The following is a 14,888-nucleotide window of genomic DNA, read 5'->3' as shown; positions in this document are numbered from 1 at the left end:
GCTTACTTTTGACTGGGCCGGCTTCCGGGCTTTTCGAAAGTGACCCGCCGTCAGGGCGGAACCCTAAGCAGCCGTGACCGCAGCAATGGATATGTACCCTGCAAACAAAATCCGAAATGCACATAAAAAGCCAAGCCCCCCTGCCCCCGGCTCCTACAATCAGGTTGAATACTTGAAATCGCCCCAGCACCCACAGGAGCCCAGCATGACCGCAACCGTTCTGGTACTGGTTGAAACCGTCAATGATTACCTGCCGATCCTCGAGAAGCAGGGTTACCACCTGGAATTGGCGCCCACGCCTGCCGAACGCAAGACGGCGATTTTCGAACACGGTGAACGCTTCAGCGCAGTGCTGACCCGCGGCCCCCTGGGCCTGACGGAGGAAGAGATCGCCGCCCTGCCCAACCTGAAAATCATCTGCGTGATCGGTGCCGGTTACGAACAAGTCGACCTGCAGGCCGCGCGCCATCGGGGCATCGTGGTCACCAACGGCGCCGGGGTCAACGCGTCGTCGGTGGCTGACCATGCCATGGCGCTGTTGCTGGCGTTGGTGCGCGACATACCCCATTCCGATGCCGCCCTGCGCCGGGGCGAATGGCCAAGGGTTGCGCGTCCTTCCCTGGCGGGTAAGCGGCTGGGCGTGTTGGGCCTTGGCGCGGTGGGCATGGCGATCGCCAAACGGGCCGCCCTGGGCTTTGACATGAGTATCAGCTATCACAATCGTCGGGTGCGCAATGACGTGCCCTACACCTTCTGCGCCACTCCCACTGAACTGGCACGGGTTTCGGACTTCCTGATCGTCGCCACGCCAGGCGGCCTGGATACCCGGCAATTGATCAACAAGCAGACCCTCGATGCGCTCGGCCCAAAAGGGTTTCTGGTGAACGTCGCCAGGGCCAGCGTGGTTGCCACCGCCGATCTGATCAGCGCCCTGGAGCACCGGCGAATCGCCGGAGCGGCCCTGGATGTGTTCGATCACGAGCCCGAGGTGCCGCAGGCGCTGAAAAACCTGCCCAACGTCGTCCTCACCCCCCACGTGGCCGGCCTGTCGCCGGAAGCGACCCGCGCAATGGTAGAGCTGGTGGGCCAGAACCTGACCGCGTTCTTTTCCGGCAAACCGGTGTTGACGCCAGTGCCGTGGCCCGACGAGGAGCTTTAGAGAACGCCCAATAACGTCCACAAGCGCCGGGACTCGGCATCGGCACTGATCAGTTCCCCCAGCAACTCACTCAACGGCTTGTTGCCCCACTCCACGCCGCGTCGGATCAGGTAGGGCACCGGGCTGTGGGGTTCGGTACGGGCCAGGTAACCGGCGATGACCAGTAGCTGTCGGTAGGCCTCTTCACGATTGGCCGGTTCCTGGAAGACCTGGGCTGGAGCCGCCTGCGGCTGGGACGTCGACGTCGTGGATGCCGGGGACGTTTGCACCGGCGCGACGGTGGGTTGCTGTGGGTGCATCGCGATGAACTCCTCTACCAGTGTCAGCAAGGCCTGCATCACGTCCTGCAGGGATTTGTAGCCCGGGGCCAGGTTGCCCAGGTAAGCGTCGCTCCAGGCTTCGAGCCGTTGCAGGTGTTGCAGGCTCAACATCAGGCTGCCTTGGCGGTGCAACCAGAACGACAAGGGTGTGTTGCGAATCAGTTCGCCGAGTTTCTTTTGATCGTTGCGCGCCGCTTCGGCCGAGGCCTTGGCGTTCTTGCTGTCGTTGACCAACACTTGCTGGCGCTGCAAGCGTTGCCAGTCGTCCAGGGAGAAAGCGGCGAAGGCCTGCTCCCGGCCGTCGAACAACGGCACCCGCGTCAGCAGCACTTCGCTGTAGCGCCGGGCCAGCCACTCCAGCGGGATCACCCGCCACGACTGGTCGCCGTCCTCGGCCTGGGGGTGCAACTGCTCCGGATAGCGCTCACACAGCCCCGCCACCAGCGCCAGGCTACCCGGCAACCCCTCCAGCCCGGCCATATGCAGCCAGGCCTCCCCCAGCCAGGCGCTGATCATCAGGTCCTTGCTGCGCTCAAGCAGCAACGTGGTCGCAAGCCGTTCCAGGTCTGGCCACAGGGCGCGCTTGATCGAAGACTGCCACACGCCGGTGGGCAGGCTGGTGTCGTCTTCCCGGCGCAATTCGCGCAACTGGTCGTATTCCGGTTCGTAGCGCAGGTCCGGGCCACAGGGCGATTCGGCGCTGATCGGCTCGAGCAACTGGCTGACCAGCTCAGGCAAAGGCGATATCGGCAAGCTCACAGGCCCTCCTCACGGGTGGCGATGGCGGGGCTTGATGCGGTCGCCATGAAAGGTGAACGGGGCGCCCGCGTCGGCAGCGGTGGGATCGACAAAGGCAGCTTGGAGCCCTGGCTCATCAACGACAGGCGCATGAACATCAACGTTTGCTGCGCCGTGCTGGCCTGGGTCTGGGCGGTCACCGGCAGTTGCAGGGCCAGGGGAAAATCGGTGTAGTCGACATTTGGCTGGCGCTGGACCGACACCAGCGAGCGCATCAGGCGCAGCAACGACCAGGGCCCCTGGTACTCCCAACCGGCCTCCAGGTCGCGCACCACCAGGTTCGGTTGCAGCGGGTCGTTGGCCGGACGCTGATAACCGTTACGGGCCCAGCGCAAGGTCAGGCGTACGGGCTGGCCGACCATCCAGCGCAGGTTCTGCTGGCCGCCGCCGGGGTAGCTGATCTGTTGGTTGCCGGCGTCCAGGCTCCAGGCGATCACCTGGTCGGCGCCGCGCTCCTCATCGCGATCGGTACGCCAGCGCACGTCCATTTCCACCCCAAGAATGCCACTCTTGTCCCGCACGAACAGCGGCCCGAGCCAAGTACCGGCCTGTTTCAAACGGTTGAGGAAATCCTCGGCCGCCAGCCGCTCCGGCGTCTGGCTCAGCGTCAGTCCGGCCTGGGCCAGGGGCAGGCGTGTGTCAATCAGTTCCAGCAAACGCTGGACCCGCGCCGGGTCGGCATCGCTGGCCCGCACATCCTGAGAAAACGGAAAGCGCCCGGCCAGGTATTGATTGAAATAGTTGGCCACGTCATTCCAGGCCGTCGCCGCCTGGCTCTGTTGCAGGTACAGGCACCGTTGCAGGGCGCCCTGCTGCAACGCGACCGTGCGCAGGGCCAGGTCACCGCGACCACCGGGCAGGCTGGAGGTCTGCAAGATCTGCGCGCAGGAGGTGGTGTCCATGGCGATAAAGTCCCGACTCACCAATTGTTCCAGCTGAGCCGCCGAGCTGGCCGGGTTCTGGTTCTTGTACTTGAGCAATTCATCGTTGAGGGCCATGAAGCGTGCCACCTGGTCGTGCTCCAGGGCCGACAGGTTGTCCTGCTGGACAATCAACCATTCCAGCGCGGGCATTCGCTGCTCGGCGATCTGCAGCATCGCGCCGAATTGCTGGGCCAGGTTCAGCTTCAGGTCTTGTGGATCGCTGGCACCGTAGAGTTGCAAGCCGAAGTTTTTCGAGCCATCCCAACGCTGGACATCGGCCCGCTGGCTGAACAGCGGCTGGGCATCGATTTCGTCCAGGCCACTCTTGAGCTGCGCCAATGCCCGGCGATTGAGCAGACGTTGGAAACGGATCGCCAGGTCGCCACGGTGCACGTCCATAAAGGCCTTTTGCAGCGCAACGGCCTGGGTCGTTTGCACATTGAAGCCCATGCCGGGCAACGCCTCGTCGCTTTCATCCAGGCTCAACCACATGGCCCGGGCCGCGGCACCTTCAGCGGCCTGCATCAGCGCGTCACGGTAATCCGGCGGAATGCGCGGCATTTCTTCATTGGCATAGCTCTTGTAGCTGGCGAAGTAGTTCAGCGCGACGCTGAAATCATCGCTGCCATCGCCCTGGCCCATCGAATCGGGGTTGTTGCCCGACGGATCCTTCTGCATGGCCAGCGCCACGAAATCACGCTTGAACAAAGCCTGCACTGCACCGTCCAGCGCCGTGACATGGTCTTGCAAGACCAGAAGGCCACTGCCCTGTTGCACCAGCAGATTGTCCCGGGAGCCGGTCTGGACGATCCACTGGTCACGAAAGCTCTGCTGCAACTTCGCCGCCTGGCTCTCCAGGTCCTGCTCGATATCCGGCCCCAGCAAAGTACTGTGGCTGACCTTGTCCAGCATCTGGCTGTAGCCGGGGACCAGGTCCTGGCCCTTGCCCCGCCCCCAGGCCGAGTTGGTCAGGCTGACCAGGGTCTGCAAATCGTCGATCAGCGCCATCAGGTCTTCGAGTTCGCTCAAGGAGTTGCCGCCGCCGGCCTCCAGCCGTTGCAGGTGCAGTTTGAGGTAGCCGGCCTGGCGCACGAAGTTGTCCGCCAGGAAGTAATGGTCCAACCAGCGCTGCATCAGGCCGGTGAAGTTATCGGAGATCACCGGGCGCGCGGCGTTCAGGTCCAGCCCTTTCAAATCGCTGTTCTGGGCATCGAACAGCACCCGGTTATAGAACCGGGGCCGGCTCAAGGTGCCGGTGTTGAGCCCCAGGGACAAGGCGGTGTTGCTCAGTTGCACCAGTTCGTCCAGCGGTGCCTTGGGATCGTTCACCACCTGGCTGAACATCTGGTTGTGCTGTTCAAGGCGTACCGCCAGGTCCACCAGCGCCTTGGCCTTCACGTAGCTCTGCCATTGCGCCGGATCTTCGTTTTCCACATTGCCCCGCCGCTCGGTGTTGCGGATGGATTTGAGCTGTTCCAGGTCTGAATTGAGCAGGTCCCGCAGAGGCAATATCCAATGGTGCCGAGCAGTCAGGCGCAACCCATTCTCCAGCTGCGTGTCCACGGAAGAGAACCACGAAGTGGGAAAGACCACCGAGACAAAGCGCCAGCGCGGGGCCTTTTCCAACATGTTCCAATAGTTCTGCACGTTGTGCCGGGTCGGTTCCAGCTGCGGTTCGTCAGGATCGACCACGAGGTGATTCTTATGGGTGCTGAGGATCAACCGCGACAGCCCTTCGGCTTCTTCCACCGAATCGTGCCAGACCCAGACCATGCCACCCAACCAGACCAGGCCCACCACCAACGCCACCGCTCCGACCAGCCGATGCCCGCGCTGGCGCAGGCGCAACAGCCGCGGCACGGGCTGGGCCAGGCCACGCTCGGCCACCAGCCGTCGTGACCACAATTGACGGGCGAACACGGTTTGCCGCTGGGCACTGTCGGCGGCGGTCAAACCATCACCGCTGACAGCCGGCGCCTGGCTGGCAGTGAAATACACCCCGCGACAACGCGGCGCTTCGCCTTGGGCATTGCCCTGGAACACCGGCTCCAACAGGATCTGCAAGGCCCGTCGCAAGCCTTCGAAGCGCTCCGGCAACCCATACAGATCGCTGCCCAATTGCCCCGACAGCGCACCGATCTCGATGATCGATTGCGACAGCGCCGCGTTGACCTGGTCCAGGGCCTGGTCACTCCACTGCGACTGCCAGGCCGCATCCGGCAAATAGGGCGAGGACCAGCCCAGCATCGATTCACGCGCCTCGGCGGGCAGCGCGCTGACCAGTTCCTGGACCCCGGGCAGCTCTTCCATCCCGGTGATCACCACGTACACCGGCAGGCTGAGGCCGAATCGTTGCAACAGGTCGATAAAGCACCGCCGGACCTTGAGGCTCAGTTCGGTGGTGTGCTCGATGTCATCGAGGGTGCTGAACGGCACCGTCCAGATCACCGCATCCAATGGTCGCTTGCTGCGCAAGCGCAACATCAGCCCCAACAGGCGCCACCAATTACCCCGTTGCCGGTTCATGCCTTCATCGGGCAGGAACAACGCCTGGGGCACCACCAGCACCGAGCCCTCGGCATCGGAAAACCAGCGCCCGAACCAGGCGGCCTTGTCGGTCGGTTGCAAGCGCCACTGGGCGCACAGTTGGGCGCCGTCGCTTTCGTTACCGAGCATCATCAGCCAAGGCATCTGATAGCGGTCCCGGGTGCCCTGCTCCTGTTCCATGCGGCGCACCGCCCCATAGAAACTGCGGATCGCCGCTCCGCCTTGGGTCCGCAGCCACCAGATCAGGGCCGCGATCAACAGCACCACGACGATGGCGAGCACCACCAGGGCAACGATACTCAGGGTGCTCATGAGTCCTGCTCCTGAACCACCGACTCGTTCAGTTGCAGCACCGGTTCGAGCTCCAAACGAATGTCACGCCAGAACACCTGCCCCAGCCCGGTCAACAACAACACCATCGCCAGGATCGCCAGCCCCAGGCGAAAGCCGTCCGGCAGTGATTGCTGCACCGGCATGCGCACTGGCGGCGTCGCCGAAGACAGCGCCAGGCGCTGGCTGACATCGACATAATCGGGTTCGTGCTGCCAGGCAAACGTGAACAACGCCAGGCGCCATTTCTCATGCTGAACCTGGCCAGGCTCGCCGCGCAACCGGCCCTGGAACCCGAGGATCAGGCATTGCAGGTAGACATTCGCCAGGTCCCGGGTGCCGGGCATCTGCTCGTCCAGCAGTTTCTTGATCGCCGCCGGCAAGCGCTCGCCGGCCTGGCGACTGGCATACATGCGTGATTCGAGGGGGTGCTGCTGCCAGGCCAGTTGTCCGGGCCAGGGGCTGAACAGCAAGGTTTCGTCCACCAGCGCCACGAAGGCATAGACCAGCGACTTGACCTGCTCGGTAGCGGCATCGCCGACGGTGGCGAAGGCCACCCGCCACAGACGCTGGGCGCTGCGCCCGGAAAACTCCACCACCCGATTGACCAATGCCGCAGGGTCGCTGTCCTTGGGCAAGTCTTGCCATTCCTGGGACCACTTCAGCCAGGCCTGGCGAAAAGCGCTGCTCAGCGGCGCCTCATGCAGACTCCGAACCGCCCCGCCACTTCCATCAGGCATACGACTCCCCTTTTGCGATCAGGCACTTTCACTGGCTTGCGCCACGAACAACACCACTTGCCACGGGCTGCTGGCCTGGGCCGAGGCCGGCGCCACGATGTGCAGCGGCAATTGCGCGTCGAACCATTGCCCGCTGGCCGCCACCACAAACAAACGGGTGTCGTCGCCCACGCTGTAGGCCACCTGTTCGTTGCGGCTCATGGCCTGGTGAGGCAGACCGCTCATGCGCTGTCGGCTCAGCAGCGGGATATGCCGCGCCGACGCGATGATCGCCCCGCGCAACCACTCGCCCGCCGCCTGCTCGCTGGCGCCGTTGGGCATGCGCAGGCCGATCACCAGGCGTTGGTCCGGTTGGTCGTCAGGCAACTGGATCGAGAAGACCTGCTCATTGCGTTCGAAGGCCAGGCTGCGATAGCCGGCACGAACCAGTTCCAGGGTGGTTTCCAGCCAGTCGAGCAACGGCTCGTAGCCGCGCTGCAATTCGAGAAAATCCAGCGGTGCGAAGGCCGGGACGCCCGCCAGTGGATCGAGGGCCGACCAGCTCCCGGCCAACCCCAGCAGCAAACCGTAGAGCGCCTGGGGCGTCGCCACCTGGGTGTTCAGCGCGCCCTCGACTTCCGGCAAGCGCGCCCACAAGGCGGTCAATTGCCGGCGGATCTCCACGGCATCGTCCTGGTTGCCGGCCGCCTGGGCCTGGCGCAAGCGACCGGCGAGAAACATGCACTTCTCCCGGGCCCGGGCGCACACTCCGGCGACCCGTCGACCGAGGGCCGACTCCGGCAACAGGATCGGTGTCGGCGGGGTGTAGGGCACGCGCCAGAAGCCACCGCCCTCCTTGCGGATGCGCAACAGCGGCAGGCAGATCGAATCGGCCTTGCTCAGTTGCGTACACAACCTCGGGTTGGGTCGCCAGACGGTGATCGACTCGGGAAATGAACCGCTGGTGAGGTCCGGCAACGCCTCGCCGACCACCGATTGCAGGCGCCCCTTGAGCGGCACCAATTGCCCGGCGCGCCACAGTGGGCTGACGGCCAGGTACACAGTCACAGTGGCGTCGTCGGTCTTGTCGATCGCCTCGCCGATGTCCAGCTCCAGGGTCGGCCCGACACCGGCCTGCAGGTTGACCGGCAAGCCGTCCGGCAAGGTGCCTTGCAGTTGCAGCAGCCGCACCTGGCCGGCGCTGAGGGCCGAAGGATCGACTTCCAACTGGCTGACACCCCAGAACCAAGGATTGCAGGCCCCGGCAAAATACGCGGCCAGCGCCTCGGCGCGCAGCCCTTGCAATTGAAAATGCTGGGGCAGCAATTGCATCCCCTCATGCCAGCACACCGCGTCAGGTAACAGACTCATACGACTCCCTTCGACATCCCAATGTCGCCGCGCATGGCGGCCCGCGGTCACTCAAGGCTGGCTGTCATCGAGCCCCGTCATTCACGAGGGTCATCTCGCGACTGTCGAACTTCAGCCAGGCCTCGCGCTGATCGTCCAGCCGAAGCCGGTGGGCTCCGGGAGTGTTATAGCTGGCGAAGACCAAAAGTCCAGCGGCGCGCCGCCCCTCCAGCGGGAAGGGTTGGCGGTCGATGAATTGCCCCGGAACCAGCTCCAGCCCCCACACCGACATGAGTTGACGATAGTCGCGCTGAAACTGTTCGCGCTCGGCGAACCACTGGCTGGCGGTGATGCCCGACAGCTGCTTGAGCAGGTCCGGGTCGTTCACCGCGATGAAGTCCACGGCGATCGGCGTGTCGTCATTGGCACGCGGCGCGACGTCCAGGGTCAGGCTGCCCAGGTCGACGCTGGGGGCAAAAAGCGAGCAACCGGTGAGTGCCAGACTCAAAAAAAATCCGAAAAAAAACCCACGCAAAATGAATCTTCCTTTTCTCAGCGGTCAAAAATCGTTTTTGCTTGCTTTTTTATAGACCTGTTCTAGCGTCTTGGGTAGTTCGACCCACACGGTCGAATGCGCCAGGTTCGTCAAGGGAATGACAGGTTTTCTGCCGTCCATTTGCAACCTGTGGATCAGCAAGGGAATGCGATGAGCGGGACTCCCGATGCATTGCGCCCACACATGCATCGGAGTCGGCCGCCATGGCAGAAAGTACCCAGCACAAGCTCGACAGAGTCCGTCCTCCCCGCGTCCAGATCACCTATGACGTGGAGATCGGCAACGCCATCGAGAAAAAAGAATTGCCACTGGTGGTCGGCATTCTGGCCGACCTCTCAGGCAAGCCACTGGACCCGCTGCCCAAGCTCAATGAGCGGCGCTTTACCGAAATCGATCGGGATAATTTCAACGAGGTACTCGCCTCCATCTCCCCCCGCGCCACGCTCCAGGTGAACAACACCCTCAGCGGCGACGACAGCAAGCTCAACATCGAACTCAACTTCCGTCACATCGACGACTTCGACCCGGTCAAGGTCGTGGAGCAGGTCACGCCGCTGCGTCGGTTGTTCGAAGCGCGCCAACGCCTGCGGGACCTGTTGACCAAACTCGATGGCAACGACGACCTGGACAAGCTGCTGCGCGACGTGATCGCCAACACCGAGGGCCTGCAGGAAATCAAGTCGGCGCGACCCCAGGACGTACCGCCGGAGCTGCCCGCCGTGGCCGCCAACGATGACCCTGCCCCGGCCGAACCACAGGCCTGATCGCGCGCATCATTCAAGGGAGATAACGCCATGCCTGCTTCATCCAGCGCTCAAACCAGCGAGAGCACGACCCAGACCCTGTCCCTGCTGGACAAGATCATCGCCGAAGGCCGCATGGCCCACGACGACAGCCAGCAAGATTACGCCCGCGACATGCTGGCCGAATTCGCCACCCAGGTCCTCGACGAAGGCATGGCCATCGACAAGGACACCGTGGCGATGATCAACGACCGCATCAGCCAGATCGACCAGTTGATCAGCGCCCAGCTAAACGAAGTGCTGCACCACCCCGACCTGCAGAAACTCGAAGCCTCCTGGCGCGGCCTGCACCTGCTGGTGCAGAACACCGAGACCAGCACCCGGCTCAAATTGCGCCTGCTCAACGTCACCCAGAAAGAACTGCAGAACGATCTGGAAAAAGCCGTCGAATTCGACCAGAGCGCGCTGTTCAAGAAAATCTACGAGGAAGAATACGGCACCTTCGGCGGGCACCCGTTCAGTCTGCTGGTGGGCGACTACACCTTTGGCCGGCATCCCCAGGACATCGGCCTGCTGGAAAAACTCTCGAACGTCGCCGCCGCCGCACATGCCCCGTTCATTGCCGCGGCCAGCCCGCGGTTGTTCGACATGACCAGCTTCACCGAACTGGCGATCCCCAGGGACCTGTCGAAGATTTTCGAAAGCCAGGAGCTGATCAAGTGGCGCGCCTTCCGTGAAAGCGAAGACTCGCGCTACGTATCCCTGGTGCTGCCGCACTTCCTGCTGCGCCTGCCATACGGCCCGGACACGCTGCCGGTGGAAGGCATCAACTACGTCGAAGACGTCAACGGCACCGACCACAGCAAATACCTGTGGGGCAACGCCGCCTGGACCCTGGCGCAACGCATCACCGAAGCCTTCGCCAAATATGGCTGGTGCGCAGCCATTCGCGGGGCCGAAGGCGGTGGCGCGGTCGAAGGCCTGCCGGCCCATACGTTCCGCACCAGTTCCGGGGATCTGTCGCTCAAATGCCCGACCGAAGTGGCAATCACCGACCGCCGTGAAAAGGAACTCAACGACCTGGGCTTCATCTCCCTGTGCCACAAGAAAAACAGTGACGTGGCGGTGTTCTTCGGCGGCCAGACCACCAACAAGGCCAAGGCCTACAACACCAACGAGGCCAACGCCAACGCGCGGATCTCGGCGATGTTGCCATACGTGCTCGCGGCCTCGCGCTTCGCCCATTACCTGAAGGTGATCATGCGTGACAAGGTCGGCAGTTTCATGACCCGCGACAACGTGCAGACCTACCTCAACAACTGGATCGCCGACTACGTGCTGATCAACGACAACGCGCCGCAAGAGATCAAGGCGCAGTACCCGTTGCGCGAAGCACGGGTGGACGTGACGGAAGTGGCCGGCAAGCCAGGGGCCTACAAGGCCACGGTGTTCCTGCGGCCGCACTTCCAGCTGGAGGAGCTGACCGCCTCGATCCGCCTGGTGGCGACCCTGCCGCCACCGGTAGCTGCCTGACCGCCCTTGGCGAGGGAGCAAGCTCCCACTGCCCACTGCAGGAGCTGACTGTAGGAGCTGACGAGTGCAACGAGGCTGCGATCTTTCCAAGGACGCTTGAGTCCCAAGCGAAAGATCAAAGGATCGCAGCCTTCGGCAGCTCCTACAGGTACCGGGCACTACCTCATTCGTCTTCTTCAGGAGTTCCACACAATGGATGCAATCATTCTCGACCTCGGCGGCGACATCAAGGGCGACAGCCTGCTGGAGGGTTTCACGGACAAGATCGAGGTCATGTCCTACAGCCACAACGTGGCGATGCAAGTCACCAACGACGTCAGCAACTCGGAGCGCACCTCCGGCCGACCCCACATCGGCGAGTTCACCCTGACCAAATTCGTCGACAGCTCCACCCCCACCCTCAATGAGTATTGCTGCGCCGGCAAGCCGATCCCGCAAGCCGTCATCACCGTTGGCCGCAATGCCGCCGAGGGCAGCGGCAAACTCATGCCGTTCATCATCTACACCCTGACCAACGTCGTGCTGTCCAACGTCAGTGTCAGCGGCGGCACCGGCGGCAAACCGGTGGAAACCCTGTCGCTGAACTTCACCAAGATCAAATGGGAGCTCACTGCGCAGAAAGACGACGGCACCAAGGAAGGCACGGCGGGCACGACCTGGGACCTGGCCGCCAACAAAATGACCAAGTAGGGAAACCGCGCCCATGGCTGGCTTCGGGCTGCGCCCGCCCCTGTTCGAACGCCTGGCCAGCCCGGCGAACGATACCGGGCGGGCGTTCGACCGGCAGGCGTTGCAAGACTCGGTGCATGCCGAACTGTCACGCCTGTTCAATACCCGACGCGGCCCACGGGCGCTGACCGAACCGCCGAGCATCCTGGACTACGGCATCGCCGACTGGACCGCGCTGCAACAGCAGCGCAGCGATGACCGGCGTCAACTGACCCGGGAAATCCGCCAGGCCATCACCCACTTCGAACCTCGCCTGCGCCTGGGCGAGGTCGAGGTCTGCCCGGTGCCGGGCCATCCGCAGCAACTGTGCATACGGCTGTTGGGTGAGCTGCGCGGCGACCTGCACGCATGGCCCGTGGCCTTTGTCATCGAGCACGCCGGCGACGGCCTTGAGGTACGACATGAGCGACTCGATTGACCCGCAACTGTTGGACTATTACCAACGCGAACTGACCTGGTTGCGGCATGCCGGGAGTCTGTTCGCCGAGCGCTACCCCAAGGTCGCCCGGCGCCTGGAGTTGTCCCCCGGAGAGTGCCCCGACCCGCATGTCGAGCGCCTGCTCGAAGGTTTCGCGCTGTTGGCCGCCCGCTTGCAACGCCGGCTGGACGACGACTACGCCGAATTCAGCGATGCCCTGCTCGAACAGCTTTACCCGTTGGCCATGCGCCCTTTGCCTTCGTGCGCCATCGTGCAGTTCGAACCCGACCCCAGCAAAGGCAACTTGAACGAGGGCTACCCGCTGCCCCGCGACACACCGTTGTTCGTCACCACGGACACAGGCCAGAGCATTCATTTTCGGACCACCGCCGCCGTGCATTTGTGGCCGGTGGAAATCAGCGAGGCATTGCTGCTGGGCAGCGACGAAGCCCAGGCGCTGACCGGAGTGGTCCGGGCCCGCTCGGCCTTGCGCCTGGAGCTGCGGTGCCTGGGCGAAAGCCAGTGGTCGACGCTGGGAATCGACTCGCTGCGGGTACACCTGGCGGCGTCACCGATCATCAACGCCGGGCTGTATGACCTGCTGGGCGCGCACGCCATTGAGGTCCTGGCCGGTGCGCCGGGCAGCGTGCCGGAGTCGCTGACAGGCTTGCCACAGATCGTCGGCTTCGCCAGTGACCAGGTCTTGCTGCCGGATGAAGACGGTGTGCATCCGGGCATGCGTCTGCTGGCCGAGTACTTTGCCTTCCCGGATAAATTCGGCTTCTTCGATCTGCCACTGGCCGGCGCCACCAGCGACGGCCCGTCCTTGTACCTGTACATCGTTTTCGACCGCCCTCCCACCAGCCGCCTGCCGCTCCAGGCCAGCGACATCGCCCTGGGCTGCACGCCGGTGATCAACCTGTTCCCCAGGACTTCCGAGCCGCTGCGCCCGGATGGCACTCGCAGCGAGTACCGGTTGGTGGCCGACAGTCATCGGGAAAACAGCGTCGAGATCCACAGCATCCGTGGCATGCGCGCCATGTCCAGCCAGGGCGTGCGCAAAGTGCCGGCCTATTACGGCAGCCAGCATGGCAGCGACCAAACCTGTTATTGGCATGCGCGTCGGGTCAGTGGCATGAGCCCGAATCGATTGGGCACCGACTTGATGGTCAGCCTGGTGGACACCCAGTTCGACCCGCTGGCCGATACCCGCGACTACAGCCTCACCGCCGAACTGCTGTGCACCAACCGCCATCTGGCCCAGAGCCTGCCGGCCGGCACCCCGTTGGGTTTCGAGCGCCCGGGGCCGGTGGCCTGGGCACGCCTGCGCAACCCACCCAGCCCGCAAAGCCTGCCGCGCCTGGACGGCGAATCGCGCTGGCGGCTGGTGTCGCAATTGACCCTCAACCATTTGTCGCTGGTCGAAGGCCCCCAGGCATTGGACGCCCTGCGCGAGATTCTCCAACTGCACAACCTGCGGGACGAGGCCAGCGCCCATCGCCAGATCGAAGGGGTATCGGGGCTGGGCTGCGACCGGGTCATCGCCCATGTCGGCGAAGACGCCTGGCGCGGCTGGCGCAACGGGCTGGAGGTGCGCCTGCAACTGGACCCGCAATACTTCGTCGGTAGCAGCGCCGTGCTGTTCTCCGGGGTGCTGGCGCAATTCTTTTCCCTTTACGCCACCGCCAATCGCTTCGTGCGCACCGTGCTGGTCCAGTCCGACAAGGAGGTGAAGACATGGCAACCCCAAGCCGGCAAACCCCTGGTGCTCTGAACCTGAGCCAGCGCCTGCGCCGCGACCCGCAACGCTTCGAATGGCTCCAGGCCTTGCTGCTGCTCGAACGTGAACATCCCCAGGCCGAGCCCTTGGGCAGCGGCACCGCGCCGCACGCCGAAGCCTTGCGTCTGCGCGGGCCCTTGACGCCGTTGTTCGCCGCCAGTGAAGTCGAGAGCCTGAGCCAGGAACCCGGCCTGCCGCCAACCCTGACCACGCCGATCTTCGGCCTCGGCGGCCCCGACGGCCCGTTGCCCTACGCCTACCAGGAATGGCTGCAACAACGGGCACGGGCGAAGGACCACGCCCCAGCGGAATTCCTCGACCTGTTCCAGCATCGCCTGCTCAGCCTGCTTTACAAGGTGATGCGCAAACATCGCATCGCCGTGGGTTTTACCGCCCCAGGCGCGTCCGCCGTAAACGCGCAACTGCGGGCGTTGACCGGCTTGCTGCCCAAGGCCTTGCAGGAACGCCAGGCCGCCCCCGACTCGGCGGTACTGGCCTGCACCGCGCTGTACGCCGATGGCCGGCGCTCCCTGGATGGGTTCGCGGCGATTGTCCGTGAACAGTTCGGGCTGCCCGTGGAGCTGACCGCCTACGAAGGTGGCTGGCGTGAAATCCCGCCAGCCAGCCGCAGCCGCTTGCAACCGGGCGGGCGCAACCTGTGCCTGGGCCGCAACGCGGTGACCGGCACCCACGTCTGGGACGAACATGCCGGCGTGCGCCTGACCCTCGGCCCGCTGACCACGGGCCAGGCCAGCGGACTGCTGCCCAACGGCGAAGCCCATGCGCTGCTCGCCAGTCTCTACGCCCTGTACTTCGGCCCCGACCTGGATTGCACCCTGGTGTTGCTGATCCGTGGCGCCGGCCCACTGCAACTGGACCGCCAGGCAGCGCCACGGCTGAACTGGAACGGCGGCCTGCAACGCCAGCCGACCCTCGCCGTGCAACGGATCGAAACCCGCCTTCGTCAGCCGGAGATAGCCTGA

Annotated in this window: 12 protein-coding genes; 7 read left to right on the top strand and 5 right to left on the bottom strand. The window is 64.1% G+C overall.

Annotated features, from left to right (window positions below; all coding sequences use genetic code 11):
* Nucleotides 1-205: 205 nt before the first annotated feature.
* Nucleotides 206-1,159, top strand: a complete 954-nt coding sequence (locus tag AB4O09_RS13555) for a 2-hydroxyacid dehydrogenase (RefSeq protein WP_460108328.1) — start codon at nt 206-208, stop codon at nt 1,157-1,159.
* Here AB4O09_RS13555 and tssA read toward each other — a convergent pair.
* The 5 genes from tssA to AB4O09_RS13530 all read right to left on the bottom strand — a co-directional run bounded on the left by tssA (nt 1,156) and on the right by AB4O09_RS13530 (nt 8,681).
* Nucleotides 1,156-2,238: a type VI secretion system protein TssA gene (gene tssA / locus AB4O09_RS13550; RefSeq protein WP_003202788.1), complete on the bottom strand. Its 1,083-nt coding sequence runs from the start codon at nt 2,236-2,238 to the stop codon at nt 1,156-1,158. The two genes, AB4O09_RS13555 and tssA, sit on opposite strands and share 4 nt — an antisense overlap.
* A complete protein-coding gene (locus tag AB4O09_RS13545; protein ID WP_003202790.1) occupies nt 2,235-6,059 on the bottom strand; it encodes a type VI secretion system protein in 3,825 nt (1,274 codons plus the stop codon). The genes tssA and AB4O09_RS13545 overlap by 4 nt, the downstream gene beginning before the upstream one ends.
* The gene (locus tag AB4O09_RS13540) at nt 6,056-6,817 is read right to left on the bottom strand and encodes a DotU family type IV/VI secretion system protein (protein WP_003202792.1); all 762 of its coding nucleotides are present in this window, start codon (nt 6,815-6,817) and stop codon (nt 6,056-6,058) included. Before AB4O09_RS13540 ends, AB4O09_RS13545 begins: the two co-directional genes overlap by 4 nt.
* Nucleotides 6,818-6,835: 18 nt before the next feature.
* A complete protein-coding gene (gene tssK / locus AB4O09_RS13535; protein WP_003202794.1) occupies nt 6,836-8,167 on the bottom strand; it encodes a type VI secretion system baseplate subunit TssK in 1,332 nt (443 codons plus the stop codon).
* Nucleotides 8,168-8,231: 64 nt separating this feature from the next.
* Complete coding sequence (locus AB4O09_RS13530; protein WP_013693577.1) at nt 8,232-8,681, bottom strand: hypothetical protein; 450 nt, start codon at nt 8,679-8,681, stop codon at nt 8,232-8,234.
* Between the two features lie 224 nt (nt 8,682-8,905).
* Here AB4O09_RS13530 and tssB point away from each other — a divergent pair, with 224 nt between their 5' ends.
* The 6 genes from tssB to tssG all read left to right on the top strand — a co-directional run bounded on the left by tssB (nt 8,906) and on the right by tssG (nt 14,888).
* Nucleotides 8,906-9,466 carry a type VI secretion system contractile sheath small subunit gene (gene tssB / locus AB4O09_RS13525; RefSeq protein WP_003202799.1) on the top strand — a complete coding sequence of 187 codons (561 nt, stop codon included), beginning with the start codon at nt 8,906-8,908 and terminating at the stop codon, nt 9,464-9,466.
* 30 nt (nt 9,467-9,496) lie between these two features.
* A complete protein-coding gene (tssC, locus tag AB4O09_RS13520; RefSeq protein WP_003202801.1) occupies nt 9,497-10,978 on the top strand; it encodes a type VI secretion system contractile sheath large subunit in 1,482 nt (493 codons plus the stop codon).
* A 192-nt stretch (nt 10,979-11,170) separates the two neighbouring features.
* Nucleotides 11,171-11,668 carry an Hcp family type VI secretion system effector gene (locus tag AB4O09_RS13515; RefSeq protein ID WP_003202803.1) on the top strand — a complete coding sequence of 166 codons (498 nt, stop codon included), beginning with the start codon at nt 11,171-11,173 and terminating at the stop codon, nt 11,666-11,668.
* Nucleotides 11,669-11,681: 13 nt separating this feature from the next.
* Nucleotides 11,682-12,125 (top strand): type VI secretion system baseplate subunit TssE, encoded by a 444-nt coding sequence (gene tssE, locus AB4O09_RS13510; RefSeq protein WP_003202805.1) that lies wholly within the window; start codon nt 11,682-11,684, stop codon nt 12,123-12,125.
* Nucleotides 12,109-13,899 carry a type VI secretion system baseplate subunit TssF gene (tssF, locus tag AB4O09_RS13505; RefSeq protein WP_003202807.1) on the top strand — a complete coding sequence of 597 codons (1,791 nt, stop codon included), beginning with the start codon at nt 12,109-12,111 and terminating at the stop codon, nt 13,897-13,899. Before tssE ends, tssF begins: the two co-directional genes overlap by 17 nt.
* Nucleotides 13,863-14,888, top strand: a complete 1,026-nt coding sequence (tssG, locus tag AB4O09_RS13500; protein WP_460108325.1) for a type VI secretion system baseplate subunit TssG — start codon at nt 13,863-13,865, stop codon at nt 14,886-14,888. The genes tssF and tssG overlap by 37 nt, the downstream gene beginning before the upstream one ends.

The organism is Pseudomonas sp. H1_F01 (genome assembly GCF_054681425.1).
Note: the sequence above shows the minus strand (reverse complement) of the source record. Positions and strands in the feature narration are given on the sequence as shown.

What these genes read in the sequence shown, in the direction of transcription:
- tssF (WP_003202807.1), top strand. Translation starts at nt 12,109, where the DNA reads ATGAGCGACTCGATTGACCCGCAACTGTTGGACTATTACCAACGCGAA.
- AB4O09_RS13515 (WP_003202803.1), top strand. Translation starts at nt 11,171, where the DNA reads ATGGATGCAATCATTCTCGACCTCGGCGGCGACATCAAGGGCGACAGC.
- tssC (WP_003202801.1), top strand. Translation starts at nt 9,497, where the DNA reads ATGCCTGCTTCATCCAGCGCTCAAACCAGCGAGAGCACGACCCAGACC.
- tssB (WP_003202799.1), top strand. Translation starts at nt 8,906, where the DNA reads ATGGCAGAAAGTACCCAGCACAAGCTCGACAGAGTCCGTCCTCCCCGC.
- tssE (WP_003202805.1), top strand. Translation starts at nt 11,682, where the DNA reads ATGGCTGGCTTCGGGCTGCGCCCGCCCCTGTTCGAACGCCTGGCCAGC.
- tssG (WP_460108325.1), top strand. Translation starts at nt 13,863, where the DNA reads ATGGCAACCCCAAGCCGGCAAACCCCTGGTGCTCTGAACCTGAGCCAG.
- AB4O09_RS13540 (WP_003202792.1), bottom strand. Translation starts at nt 6,817, where the DNA reads ATGCCTGATGGAAGTGGCGGGGCGGTTCGGAGTCTGCATGAGGCGCCG.
- AB4O09_RS13555 (WP_460108328.1), top strand. Translation starts at nt 206, where the DNA reads ATGACCGCAACCGTTCTGGTACTGGTTGAAACCGTCAATGATTACCTG.
- tssK (WP_003202794.1), bottom strand. Translation starts at nt 8,167, where the DNA reads ATGAGTCTGTTACCTGACGCGGTGTGCTGGCATGAGGGGATGCAATTG.
- AB4O09_RS13545 (WP_003202790.1), bottom strand. Translation starts at nt 6,059, where the DNA reads ATGAGCACCCTGAGTATCGTTGCCCTGGTGGTGCTCGCCATCGTCGTG.